This is a genomic window from Sporolactobacillus inulinus (genome assembly GCF_006539285.1).
GTDB classification, from domain to species: domain Bacteria; phylum Bacillota; class Bacilli; order Bacillales; family Sporolactobacillaceae; genus Sporolactobacillus; species Sporolactobacillus inulinus.
On record NZ_BJMS01000096.1, the window covers coordinates 1 to 12,010 of the forward strand.

The 12,010-nt window shown below is 35.8% G+C and carries 15 protein-coding genes and 1 pseudogene; 11 read left to right on the forward strand and 5 right to left on the reverse strand.

Features of this window, described 5'->3' with window-relative positions; all coding sequences use genetic code 11:
- The 3 genes from SIN01_RS11965 to SIN01_RS11975 all read right to left on the reverse strand — a co-directional run.
- Nucleotides 1–800, reverse strand: an 800-nt coding sequence (locus SIN01_RS11965; RefSeq protein ID WP_141306099.1) for a tyrosine-type recombinase/integrase, incomplete at its 3' end; no start/stop codon positions are given.
- Between the two features lie 71 nt (nucleotides 801–871).
- Complete coding sequence (locus SIN01_RS11970; RefSeq protein WP_010024619.1) at nucleotides 872–1,357, reverse strand: ImmA/IrrE family metallo-endopeptidase; 486 nt, start codon at nucleotides 1,355–1,357, stop codon at nucleotides 872–874.
- Nucleotides 1,358–1,361: 4 nt separating this feature from the next.
- Nucleotides 1,362–1,817, reverse strand: a complete 456-nt coding sequence (locus SIN01_RS11975; protein ID WP_010024618.1) for a helix-turn-helix domain-containing protein — start codon at nucleotides 1,815–1,817, stop codon at nucleotides 1,362–1,364.
- Nucleotides 1,818–1,991: 174 nt separating this feature from the next.
- Here SIN01_RS11975 and SIN01_RS11980 point away from each other — a divergent pair, with 174 nt between their 5' ends.
- The 11 genes and pseudogenes from SIN01_RS11980 to SIN01_RS12030 all read left to right on the forward strand — a co-directional run bounded on the left by SIN01_RS11980 (nucleotide 1,992) and on the right by SIN01_RS12030 (nucleotide 10,940).
- Nucleotides 1,992–2,225 carry a helix-turn-helix domain-containing protein gene (locus SIN01_RS11980; protein ID WP_039745262.1) on the forward strand — a complete coding sequence of 78 codons (234 nt, stop codon included), beginning with the start codon at nucleotides 1,992–1,994 and terminating at the stop codon, nucleotides 2,223–2,225.
- Nucleotides 2,226–2,319: 94 nt separating this feature from the next.
- Nucleotides 2,320–2,661 carry a helix-turn-helix domain-containing protein gene (locus tag SIN01_RS11985; RefSeq protein ID WP_010024616.1) on the forward strand — a complete coding sequence of 114 codons (342 nt, stop codon included), beginning with the start codon at nucleotides 2,320–2,322 and terminating at the stop codon, nucleotides 2,659–2,661.
- Nucleotides 2,648–3,037: a conserved phage C-terminal domain-containing protein gene (locus SIN01_RS11990; protein WP_010024614.1), complete on the forward strand. Its 390-nt coding sequence runs from the start codon at nucleotides 2,648–2,650 to the stop codon at nucleotides 3,035–3,037. The genes SIN01_RS11985 and SIN01_RS11990 overlap by 14 nt, the downstream gene beginning before the upstream one ends.
- Nucleotides 2,961–3,851: an ATP-binding protein gene (locus SIN01_RS11995; RefSeq protein WP_084688930.1), complete on the forward strand. Its 891-nt coding sequence runs from the start codon at nucleotides 2,961–2,963 to the stop codon at nucleotides 3,849–3,851. Before SIN01_RS11990 ends, SIN01_RS11995 begins: the two co-directional genes overlap by 77 nt.
- Before the next feature lie 471 nt (nucleotides 3,852–4,322).
- A complete protein-coding gene (locus tag SIN01_RS12000; RefSeq protein ID WP_010025329.1) occupies nucleotides 4,323–5,366 on the forward strand; it encodes a nucleotidyltransferase domain-containing protein in 1,044 nt (347 codons plus the stop codon).
- A gap of 13 nt (nucleotides 5,367–5,379) precedes the next feature.
- On the forward strand, nucleotides 5,380–6,795 hold the full coding sequence (locus SIN01_RS12005; RefSeq protein WP_010025328.1) for a ThiF family adenylyltransferase: 1,416 nt from the start codon (nucleotides 5,380–5,382) through the stop codon (nucleotides 6,793–6,795).
- 96 nt (nucleotides 6,796–6,891) lie between these two features.
- Entirely contained in the window at nucleotides 6,892–8,484 is a 1,593-nt protein-coding gene (istA, locus tag SIN01_RS12010; RefSeq protein WP_010025325.1) for an IS21 family transposase, read from the forward strand.
- Nucleotides 8,481–9,254, forward strand: a complete 774-nt coding sequence (gene istB / locus SIN01_RS12015) for an IS21-like element helper ATPase IstB (RefSeq protein WP_010025324.1) — start codon at nucleotides 8,481–8,483, stop codon at nucleotides 9,252–9,254. The genes istA and istB overlap by 4 nt, the downstream gene beginning before the upstream one ends.
- A 77-nt stretch (nucleotides 9,255–9,331) precedes the next feature.
- Complete coding sequence (locus SIN01_RS12020) at nucleotides 9,332–9,697, forward strand: hypothetical protein (protein ID WP_141306101.1); 366 nt, start codon at nucleotides 9,332–9,334, stop codon at nucleotides 9,695–9,697.
- Between the two features lie 138 nt (nucleotides 9,698–9,835).
- A pseudogene (locus tag SIN01_RS15705) lies at nucleotides 9,836–10,102 on the forward strand (Mov34/MPN/PAD-1 family protein); the annotation flags it as partial.
- Entirely contained in the window at nucleotides 10,077–10,940 is an 864-nt protein-coding gene (locus tag SIN01_RS12030) for a hypothetical protein (RefSeq protein WP_010025322.1), read from the forward strand. The pseudogene SIN01_RS15705 and the gene SIN01_RS12030, both read left to right, overlap by 26 nt.
- Before the next feature lie 196 nt (nucleotides 10,941–11,136).
- On the opposite strand, the gene SIN01_RS12035 is transcribed toward SIN01_RS12030, so the two are convergent.
- Together SIN01_RS12035 and SIN01_RS12040 are read right to left on the reverse strand one after the other, a co-directional pair.
- On the reverse strand, nucleotides 11,137–11,397 hold the full coding sequence (locus SIN01_RS12035; RefSeq protein ID WP_010025321.1) for a YgiT-type zinc finger protein: 261 nt from the start codon (nucleotides 11,395–11,397) through the stop codon (nucleotides 11,137–11,139).
- 51 nt (nucleotides 11,398–11,448) lie between these two features.
- On the reverse strand, nucleotides 11,449–12,010 hold a 562-nt coding region (locus SIN01_RS12040), incomplete at its 5' end, for a hypothetical protein (protein ID WP_307723000.1).

Here is a 12,010-nt window from a genome sequence, read left to right on the forward strand (position 1 = left end):
AACTTTTCACTCTCCAGTAGGTTCAGCTTATTGATTGAATTATCTTGCTCCATTTTCAGTTCATTTAACCAAGAGCAGGTCGCCTTGTCAATACGGATCACTCGATTTGAAGCTTCATTTTTTGTCGTACCGAAAGTTTGTGTGCTGTGATAGTCCCAAGTCTTGTTGATCCTGACTGTCCGCTTCTTTGTATCTATGCAGTTCCAGGTCATTCCAAGCATTTCGCCAAAGCGGCAGCCGGTCGCAAGGCCAAAAAGGATCATGTACCGGGAAATGTATCGTGGCTGTAAATTACTCCTTAGTTCAGTAATCAGTCGCTGTGAATCAGAGAAATTGATGTACTTCATTGCTTCTTTCTTTTCAGGAGAGTTTCCGATGGTAACCGCTTTATAGGTCGGGTCTCTAAAAATCACATGATCATTAAGAGCGTCCTGAATGCAGGCTTTCATATAAATATGATGCTTTCGGACTGTGGCAGTTGCATGGTTTTTTGCAAAGTTGTTCAAAGCTTTTTGATACATTTCCCGATCAAGATCTTTAAATTTGACTCCAGGAAATGATTTTTCAGCGAATCGGACAGCACGTTCGATTTCTTGGTCATTGTATGAGGATTTCTTGCCTTTACGGAAAGTTTCATACCAATTTCTAAAGTAGGAACAGAATGTCTGCTCGGCTCTGTTTATATTGGCTCCTCTGTGCAATCTTTCCTCAATGACAGCTGCAGCAAGTTGTGCCTCTTTTTTTGTTTTAAAACCGCTATCCGCTTTTTCGCGATATTTATTTCCTTCTTTATAGCTCACTCGGTACTGCCATCCAGATTTTAATTTACGAAAGTAAGCCGTATTTTTTCACCTCCTTCCCCTTTAGTCTTTCAATCATCACCTCCTTCAAAGGCACGTATGTTCTTTTCCTGAGTAAAAAAAGAATTATTATTTGTAGAAATGAATCGTTCCATCTCATAAGGAATCCCATTCTCCATGCAAAGTAGTTTAGTCGTTTCATATCCTAGCAAATTGACTTTTTTAAAACGAAGTAAGAGTTGGGTTGCCCAGAAATGTGCTTGAACTTCAATTTTATCTTTGGATCGCAGTGTGTTTTGATTCATGAATGGGGTATTCTCATTAGGATGAAGAAGAGCATGACCCAATTCATGAGAGCATACATAAAGACGATCGACCTCATCAATGTCTGTATTCATTGTGATAACTTGGTGCCTGGCATTTTTCATATAGAAGCCTTGTGTTTTGCCTAAAGGAAGATAACGAATGATGATATGATGGGCTTCAGCTAATTCGAATGGATTGGCAGTTTTGAAGCACTTTATATTATAATCAAGTATTTTCAAAATCCAATCCATAAAATCACTCCCAATTTCTGTACTTCTTTGGTGTGAATTTCTTCTTCGCAAGTTTTTTTGTTAAGTGTAAGTTACTTTCGATTGCGGCACGAACGAGGTCTTTGGTTTCGTCATCCATGGGTTCACCATCAAAGGCTAAGGCTGTTCCATCGTCCATGTTTTTTAAAATCTTTTCTAGCTGTTTTCCAATGTCATGTTCTTCTTTAACGCTCAATTTTGGAAGTCCGCTATTATCAAGTTTTTTATTATCTTTAATAAAATAGTCTTGAGGAACATCAAAAAAATCGGTGAATATGCGCACATTTTCAAGCGTTACATCTGATTTATCGTTTTCGTATCTCGATATCATCGATTTACTTATATTAGTCTCATAGCGGTCTTTCAACTGCTTTACTAAATCATCTAAACTCAGCTTATGGCTTTTCCTTAAATAATTTAGTTTTTGGCCGAAGGTTTCCATTTCGTTTTCTCCTTGTTTGCATTCCTGTTATAAGGACATTATATTCTGATTGTTCCATTATTGCAACATTAAAAGGAATCTTTAATTCCCTTATTGGAATAAACATTGACACTGGAAGATGAAGGTATTATATTGATGGTGTTCCCGAATGGGAACTATGAAGGAGGCGATCAAGTGGGAATTAAAAATCGAGTTCCATATCTTAAGGTTAAGGCTTTTTTAGTTGAGAGAGAACTGAGCTATAAAGATGTATCAGATATTATTAATGTGACACCTGGAACAGTAAGTAAAAAATTAAACGGGTTTGGAGGGGATTTTACCCTAAAAGAAGTTAAATTATTAAACCAGCGTTTAGGCATCCCTGTGGTATATTTTTTTGAATTAGATGTTCCAAAAAAGGAACATTAAAAATAGTCAATGAGCCAATCACTAATTTTTGAAAAAGATTAGACAAATTTGATCAAGAATTATTGCTCAATCCATTAAAGTGAGGTGAATCTCATTGAATAATGAAATAAATTCAGAGGGGCTTCTCTCAGAAGGCTATGGGATTATTCCCAAAAAGACGATGAAAGATCAAAGACTGAGCATTGAGGCAAAAGCAATTTATGGATTTATCTGTTCCTATGCTGGAAAAGGCGATTCGGCATTCCCCAGTGTTCGTTTTATCTGTCACTGCCTGGGAATCAGTGAAAGGAGGTTTTACAATCATCGAAAAAGTCTAGTGGACTTAGGATATATTCGTATCGAAAATAGATACGATGGTCAACGGAACAAAACTAACGTTTATCGAATAATATTTGACCACTTACGTTTTGACAGTAATCACAATGAGAGCGGTTGAAAGTCAAAATGATAGATCGAATAACAACAGTGCTATTAATAACAGTTTTAAAAGTAACAGTCAAAATAAGTCTCTTATCGAAGTAATTAATTATCTCAATAAAGCTACTGCTGCACACTATAAACCTACCACAAAAAAGACGAAAACCCTGATTCATGCAAGATTGCTTGAAGGATTTACCATCGCGGATTTTAAAAAAGTCATTGATAAGAAAACAGGTCAATGGTTAGACGATCCAAAGATGAACAAATATCTTCGGCCCGAAACCTTGTTTGGTCCTAAATTTGAGGGATATCTTAATGAGAAAGGAAGAATCAAAAATGAAAAAGTCGGAGGCGATCACACAGATGATTATGCCGGGTTTCTCGATTTCTGAATCAGAAGAACTTTGTCCGAAACATCAGGTACCATTTCTCGTCGGTAATCTAAAGAGACATACTTACTCATGGTGTCCAAAATGCGTCCAAGAAAAAAAGGAGGAAGAAGATCGCAAGTTATCGGCTAAAGTACTCATGAAAGTAACTTCCCGAGATACCTGCGAATGGCTAAGTCGATATAGCTTACTACCTGATGCAACACTTTGGGATGCCTCATTTAATACCTATATAACTGAAGAGGAAGAAGAGATCAAAAATAAAGATAAAGCTATTCAATCCTTTCAAAGATTAAAAAAGGGAGATAACTTTAATTTATGGATAGCAGGCAAACAAGGCTCTGGAAAAAGCCATTTAGCCATGAGTATTCTTAAACAAATAAATGAAATAGGGAAAAAGGATTTAGAAATAAACATGAAAAAGGGAATATATCAAGGTGGATATAGATGCCTATTTATTAATTTTGAAGAAATGTTAAGAGAAATACGAAATAATTTTTCACATTCAGGGAGCTTGCATAGTGAGGCCACTTTTATTAAATTATTGAGTAAAACCGATTTTTTAGTTTTAGACGATTTAGGAGCCGAGACAGGATCAAGTGAGACAGATAAAGCAGCAACGGATTTTGTTCATCGTGTTTTATATGCAATTGGAAATGCGAGACAAGATAAATCAACGATACTCACCACTAATCTAACAGGCCAACAGCTTCAGCATAAATATGATCGAAAGGTACTGAGTCGTTTTTTACGTAATGTCACCCAGATAGTGTTTAAAGATACAAAGGATCATCGGGCAAATAAGTTTCGTTTTTAATGCGCATTATCAAGTATTTTATAACAAGTTTTTTAAGCATTAGGACGTGATTCAAATTATGATTGCTACAGTTGATTATGGTCAACACCAATTGGATACTTGTTCTGGAAATGATTATTGGTTTCTATGTAGAGCAACGTGCCAGAAACTAATTTTCATACATAAAACAATCGTTCGATTCATTTTTTTTAATTTATAGGCTGCTTCATGACTTGACTGATTGTTGTTAAAACGTAGAAAACCTGAATGAGCTCATAGATGGGGACAATTAAAAACGAGTTCTCCAGGCCATGAAAGCTATAGGATATATAATGGGAGTCTACACCGGTGATAGCGTATATACATTGGTAGACTTTTCGTCTATCTAGAATCGAATAAAAAATACGTAAAAACAAACATTCGTTCTTACAATATATAGATATTTCTTGTTTTGTTGTATACTATATATATGATAGGAAGGAGCGATTTTATATGGTCGGGTTACAAAAGTATTTTAATGATTTTCACAAAACGATTAAACTGGATGATGATGATAATCAAATATTAAGAGACAGTCGAGAAGAAGTCCTCAATGTTATAAAAGAGAATATTGATTCTGATGCCCCTAGCCATGAAATTTTTCATCAAGGTAGCTATGCAATGAAGACTGGAATTAATGCTGTTAGTGGTGGCGATTTCGATATTGATATTGGTTTTATTTTTGACGCAAGGAGAGATGACTATAGTGATCCAGTTCAATTAAAAAAGCTCATAAGAGATGCACTGCTGAATGAATATGATGATGTCAAAATAAAAAGTCCTTGTGTAACGGTAAATTTTGAAAATGCAGAAAAGCAGGTTCATGTGGACCTTGCGATTTATATTAACGACAATAACTCTTTATTCTTAGCTCGTGGTAAAGAAAATAGTGCTCCTGAAAATAGAATATGGGAAGAAGCAGATCCCAAGGAATTGAAAAATAAAGTATTGAATAAGTATAAGGATCACGAAAGAGAGCAATTCAGGAGAACGATTCGATATTTAAAGAGATGGAAAGATATCAAATTTGATGGTGATGTTCATAGACCCAATGGTATCGGAATTACAGTTGCTGGCTTAAGTTATTTTTATCCGAAAATTGATAACGATTTTCTCACAGGTGATGAAACACCAAGGGATATTGATTCGTTAATTGAATTTATACAAAATATGATTAATAATTTTTCGGATGGCATTAACATTGATAGCGATGGAAATATTGTGCATAATTATAGATTAAAAGTAAATTTGCCAGTAAAACCATTTACTGATATTTATGAAAAAGTCTCTGATAACCAAATGAACAAATTTAAAGAAAAGTTGGATAAATTATTAGAGGATTTACAATCAGCTAACGGAGAAACTGATATCAGCATAGCAACTGGTCTATTGCATAGTGAATTTGGTGACGATTTCCCAGTCAAAGAAACAGATTTAAATAACAATTTCGTTCGTACAACACATAGTGCTATCGTTAACGATTACCCATCAGCTTAATTGGGGAAAAATCATGAATTTCATTAAAATTTTATCAACTCGCCTTTCTGATATTACTATTTATAATGGTGAATTATCAAAACAAAAAAACTGGGAAAATTCTTCTGTATCATTGATTGGAAATTATACATTTAATAAAGTATCATTTCGTATTGTTTTCTATGTGGATAAAAAATTCCCTTTCAGTTTACCAAGATATTATATTGATAATTACTTGGATCTGTCCAATATGTTGCCACATATTGAAAAAAACGGCTTTGTTTGCTACACAGAAAGTAACAACATATTGCTAGATTATTCTAGACCTGAAGAAATTGTGGCTGAATCTTTGAATAGAGCGCTGAATCTGATCGAAATTGGAATTAAAAAATTAAATAAAGAGGATCTCAGAACTGAGTTTCTTTCTTATTGGATGCTTCTAGATGGATGTATACCGGCCGATAGTTTCATAAAGGTTGACAACTTAATAAGGACAATTGGCTATACATTTCTAAGTGATCATTTTATTTTTTATGACACCAATGATTCCAATGAAGTAGCTATGATAAAAGCAATTTATAATAATGAGATAACCAAAAATCAACGTTTCCCAGCATTATACGTACCGCTTAGAAAAAATCAAATATTTCCATTCAACTTTAAGAAAAAGTTATCTATCTCTTGGATAAAAGATGTTATTTTTCATAACATCTCTTCCTCATCAAAGCACTATTTAAATAATTATTTTAAAAGAATAAATTTCAGGCAAAGTATTGTTTTAGTTTCGATTCCGGTGTCTGAATCTAATATTGCCTTAATTGGTTTTTGGTTTAAACGAAAAACAGCTATTCCACATTACAAGAATACAGCTCATCCATTGAAAACTAATATGTCAAATTTTATCGTAGAACCAATCAGCTTAAAAAGGTATGATCAAGATTTTCTTATTGAGAGAACCAGCCGGGAGACGCTTTATAGAGATCAGTGTGTTGCAATTGTTGGATTAGGTTCAGTAGGAAGCAAAGTAGCAATGGAGGTCTCAAGATTAGGTGTAAAAAGAATCAAGATGATAGATGATGACTTTCTTGATATAGATAATATATATCGACACGAAGCTGGTGCATCGTCGCTATTTAAAGGTGGATCGTCACAATTAAAAATCGATGTGCTCGAAGAAAAAATATTAAGAGATTTTCCAGATGCTGATATTGAATGTGAAGGAATTAATGTTCTAAATATATTTAATGAACGTCCTGATTATTTCGATGACTGTGATTGCGTTATAGTTTGTGTTGGAGATACAATGACCTCTTTAAAACTTAATCAAATTTTTAAGAAGAGGAATATTACATGTATATATGGTTGGTTGGATCCATACGGTATTGGCGGGCATTTACTAGTGATTAATCCCTTCTTAAGGGGATGCTATCAATGCCTCTATTGTATATAGTAATCTAAAAGTACCCCAGGATAGTCACTGAAAACTCCCCCATTCTATTATAATAAACCCACAGACTATGACTTCTTTTGTGGGGAGATTGGGATGATGATTGTTTTGAAGCAGAAGCAAGAGATCTTATTAATGTATTTGAGAGAAGGGAAATCCCAAAGAGAGATTGCGGGAGAAACAGGCGTTGATCGAAAAACGATTCGTAAATACATCAATGACTACGAGGAGAAATTAAAACAGCTACAAGAGGCTAACCATGAAGTTGATCGAGGTGAATTAATTCAGGAGTTAGTTGAAGCGCCGAAGTATCGCGTGAATAACCGGAAAAAGCGCGTTGTAACGGATGCGATTAAACAAATGATCCGGAATCATCTTAATGAAAATGAGAATAAACGGAGGCAGGGACTCCATAAGCAACAAAAGAAACCGATGGATATTTTCGAATCCTTGCAGGCAGGAGGCGTTCCTATCAGTTACAGTACGGTTCTTCGAACCGTTCGATCCATCGAGAAAAAAGCGAAGGAGGCTTATATAAAAGGGTCTTATACGCCTGGAGACATTTGTGAATTTGACTGGGGTGAAGTCAAAATAAAGATTGGGGGAAAGCTGAGAACATTTCAGATGGCTGTGTTTACATCCGCTTATGGCAATTATCGAATGGCTTATCTGTTTGCGAAACAAAAAACAGAGTGTTTTCAAGAAGCGCATGCGAAGTTCTTCCAAGAAATGGGCGGTGTCTATCACACCATGGTTTACGACAATATGCGAGTGGCTGTCAAACGCTTTGTCGGACCGAACGAAAAGGAACCAACTGACGGTTTACTTAAACTCTCAATCTACTATGGATTCGCTTTTCGCTTCTGTAATACAAGGCGTGGAAATGAGAAGGGACATGTCGAGCGGAGCGTGGAGGTCATTCGAAGAAAAGCGTTTGCCTTTCAAGATTCTTTTGAAAACCTCGAGGAGGCAAATAACTATTTGTATCACATATGTATGCGATTAAATCAAAAGGAACGCTCGTATAACGATCAGACGCCTACAGTGAACCTGGGGACTGAACGCCCCTTCTTTCTGCATCTGCCTGAGCCCTTCGATGCCGCTCGATACGCTACTTTGCGTGTGGACAAGTATGCGACGGTTGTGATTGATCAAAATCACTATTCGGTTCCGGATCATTTAGTCGGTGAACAGGTTCAGGTTAAAATTTACACGAACCGAATTCACTGTTTCTATAACGAACAAAAAGTTGCCGAGCATCAGCTGCTGACCGGTGGTCATGAATGGGGGCTTCAGATTGAGCACTACCTTGAAACCCTAAGGAAAAAGCCTGGTGCATTAGCTGGTAGCACAGCACTGCAACAGGCAGATCCCAAAATCAGAAATATCTACACGACCTATTATATCAGCCGCGAGCGCGATTTTATAGAACTGATTCATTATCTAAAAGAAAAAGCCACACTACCGGAGATTGAGCGAAGCGTTCAGGAGCTTAAGCAAATAGGTCCGAAACATGTGACCACTGATAAAATTAAAGCCGTCTGTGCGAAAAATCGAATGCCCAAGACGGTTCACGTGCTCACATCAGAGGAAACGAAAACGATTACAAGTCAAGCAGAGCGGCATCTCAAACTTTATGACGAATTATTCAACACGACAAGGGTTGGGCAGCAGGCGGAGGTATGCGTATGAACAAGATAACCCATGTAAACGACAGCATCTATCAATATTGTAAGGCTATTAAATTACCGACCATTCGTGAATGCTTTCAAGAACAGATTAAAGATGCGGTGATTCGTGATATCAATTATGAAACTTTTTTAGCAGAACTCCTGCAAAAGGAATGGGATGCCCGAAGGCAGACCGCACAGGCTAATCGTATTCGACGTGCTAAATTTCCATACAAAAAATATCTGGAAGATCTGTCTGTTCAGGACCTGCCGGAGGATGCCCAAAAGAACTACAAACAACTGAGAACCCTTCAATTCATCCAGGATGGAAGAAATCTTATTTTAGCCGGCAATCCGGGAACCGGGAAAACCCATACAGCCATTGGTCTTGGCATCAAAGCGTGTGAGGAAGGGTATAGCGTTTGGTTTACAACGGTTCCCCTGCTCATTAATCAGATGAAAGAGTGTCGATCAGAACGGACGCTTCGCGCCTTTCAAACCCGCTTTGAAAAATATGATTTGGTCGTTTTGGATGAGATGGGTTATATCTCTTTTGACAAGGAAGGTGCAGAACTCTTATTTACCCATCTTTCACTACGGGCTGGACAAAAATCTACCATCATTACAACAAATTTGTCCTTTGAACGATGGGGCGAAATCTTTCAGGATCCCGTCATGACTGCAGCAATGATTGATCGACTCACGCATCAAGCGTATTTGGTCAATATGAATGGCACTTCCTATCGAATGAAAGAAACGAAAGCGTGGTTGGAACGGCAACAAATGGGTTAATCTCTACTCCATTCCCCCCCACGAACTGGATAAGCTAGGTGGGGGAATTTTAAATGACTATATGGGGGATTTTTCAGTTGACAAATACACTCTATACTTCAACAGATGGCGAATTGGTCAATAATAGAGCATCGTTTGCTGAAAAGGGACAATCTTTTACGCGTTCTCTAGCTAGTTGTACTTCTAGATACATCCCATATGGTTCACTTACTATACTTAAAGAAACTGCCTGTATTATTGAAAACTTAATTGAGGTTCTTAAAAATAATATTAATAAAAATTATCTAGTTTCTTGGACCGGTGATACTACACTATTCAGAAGAGACGGATATAGGCTTAGTAAAAGGTACTTCACCTTCGGTAATGAGGGAGTAAAGAAAGAATTAGATTTTTATGCTCAAAAATGTGAAGCGTGCGGTGAAGAGCAAATTGATATTACTTAAAAACAATAAAAAGCTATTTATAGATGCACAAGTAATTTTAGGTTTATTATCTTTTCGACAGATAACCAAAAGCGCAGATGAGTCTGGTGGAATTTTAGTCGGAAGTATAAGGCAACGCGTACGTCCTATAAAAAAAACAAACAGCAGCATCAACAAATATTAGATAAGTATTGGGAAACAAGTGGCGGTTATATAAATTACTTAGGCGATTGGCACACCCACCCTGAAAAGTTTCCTCGCCCTTCCCATATTGATTTAAAAAGTTGGAAACATATACTTAGTGATAATTTAAATGATGAGTTCTATGCGTGTATTTTTATGATTGTTGGGATCGAGGAGCTTTGCATTTGGTTAGGTGAAAAGAGGAGTAAAAAACTCTATGAGATTAAGAAAATTAAAATATAGAAAAAACATGTGTTGGAATTATTGGAATCTTTTTGTTAAGACTATTGTACCTGTTCTCCTATTAATTTTTTTTCCTCTCCTCCCACTTTTCTTCCTAACAAAAATAGAAAGCCATTATCTATATATGGGGCTAATGCCTAACAAATATTATCGTGTTGTTTTGGAAAGCGTAATGAGACGGATGGATGTTAGCCTCTCTTTTATTTTAGGCATACTCATTTTTGTTTCATTAATGTACTTTATTAGAAAAAATAATAAAGATGCGATATACAATGGAAAAGGTACTATTTATTATGAGTATCCCTATATTTTCTTTTGGATCAACTCCAAGATTCTTGGGTATAACAAAATACAATTAGCCGGAATTCCTATTTATTTGCAGTTTAAGCTGGTACTGAATAATACTTTTCATACAATCATTCCAGATGCTGGTAAACAATTTCAAGAGGAAGAAACTACGACAGAAACATTATGTGAGAATTTCAATCAAAGCACTTCCACATTAAATTTAATTTTGGAGGATACATATCAAATAAGCTTACAATCGCTCCCCGATGAATTAAGAGGTTTACCTAGAATAACTGTCAGAACGAGTCAAGATATTCAAGGTAAAAGGTATAAAAATCCTGAATTTATATCTGAAATACGAAAAATTGTAAGTAAATACAACACTAAGTATGAAACAGTTAATATATTTAGTACTGCAAATCCTGCAAATAATATCGAGATTATTAATTCTTCCTTTAGACAATTTGGCCGAATTGGATTTAAAAAGGTATATGTATATCAAATGGATACTCCAAGTTGTAAATATATAAAACATCACAGAATTTTATGATAATTCATATGAAGAATAGACATTGACTATATTAAAATGGGTGAATTTGCTATGCTCATTTACTAAAAAGTTTGATTTAAAAATTGATGCAAAAAACTATTTTCTCAAAGATGGACGAAAAAATGGCAAATATCCACTAATGGATGGAGCACCCAAAAACATTGCTAACAAAAAAAGAGTCACATTGGACTCTTAATTAAATGTACCGCTCTTTATTATTCCAATCAATTTCATCCATATTGTTTAGGTAAGCATAGCGTAAAAGTTTATCCACAGGCAAGTTCGAATCATAATACGCTTTGTTACAACGCGAACAATAAAAGTGGGGTATATTCTGTACGGTTATTTTTCGTGTACCAATAAAGAAATCACGGGTTCCGTATCTAAACTCGGCATGCTCACCACAAATACACGTAGATTCGTGTCTCTGTACTTTTTGCTGTTTAACCAACAACATAACCTCACCCCATTTAGACTTTATTTAGAATATACCCACTACAATTAATTATTATAACACAGTGATGATGGTGATTACTTTCTCACTTAATATTACAAGGACTAGCCGACCATCACCCGTAGTCTTTTCACCCTGAATAACTAATGCAAATTGTGTGTGAAGGTGTTTAACCTTTTCCGTATTATCAGGGTTTTGAAAGTCAACATTTAAGCGTACTCCTGAGACGTACCTTGCAGTCATCACGCAGCGTTTCGCTTCATCTTGGCTTATCCATCCCCTCTTACGAGGATCGCCATCAGAAAAAAGAGAATCTTCTACAATTCGTTCGATTGCATGCTGCTCGAAATCTATAAAGGGACCGGTTTTTAATATGTCAATGAGTTTATTTTTAATTCCAGCTAATCGTTCTCTGCTTAAAGAAACAGGTATACCCATAGATATACCATTTCCAGATTCTCGATTAAGTATTTCATCATCACTCATTAGCTGGACTTTAAATTTTAATAATTTAATTTCGGTATCTGTTAAAATCACAAAATACTCATTATCTCTATCCCATTTATATTGTGTCCCGTCTGATGAAACAAATATTTCCAAACTAGTTTCACTCGAT

Coding starts and splice junctions, on each gene's coding strand:
- SIN01_RS12000 (WP_010025329.1), top strand. CDS start 4,323: ATGGTCGGGTTACAAAAGTATTTTAATGATTTTCACAAAACGATTAAA.
- SIN01_RS11990 (WP_010024614.1), top strand. CDS start 2,648: ATGAGAGCGGTTGAAAGTCAAAATGATAGATCGAATAACAACAGTGCT.
- SIN01_RS11970 (WP_010024619.1), bottom strand. CDS start 1,357: ATGGATTGGATTTTGAAAATACTTGATTATAATATAAAGTGCTTCAAA.
- SIN01_RS11975 (WP_010024618.1), bottom strand. CDS start 1,817: ATGGAAACCTTCGGCCAAAAACTAAATTATTTAAGGAAAAGCCATAAG.
- SIN01_RS11995 (WP_084688930.1), top strand. CDS start 2,961: ATGAGAAAGGAAGAATCAAAAATGAAAAAGTCGGAGGCGATCACACAG.
- SIN01_RS12030 (WP_010025322.1), top strand. CDS start 10,077: ATGAGATTAAGAAAATTAAAATATAGAAAAAACATGTGTTGGAATTAT.
- istB (WP_010025324.1), top strand. CDS start 8,481: ATGAACAAGATAACCCATGTAAACGACAGCATCTATCAATATTGTAAG.
- SIN01_RS12035 (WP_010025321.1), bottom strand. CDS start 11,397: ATGTTGTTGGTTAAACAGCAAAAAGTACAGAGACACGAATCTACGTGT.
- istA (WP_010025325.1), top strand. CDS start 6,892: ATGATTGTTTTGAAGCAGAAGCAAGAGATCTTATTAATGTATTTGAGA.
- SIN01_RS12005 (WP_010025328.1), top strand. CDS start 5,380: ATGAATTTCATTAAAATTTTATCAACTCGCCTTTCTGATATTACTATT.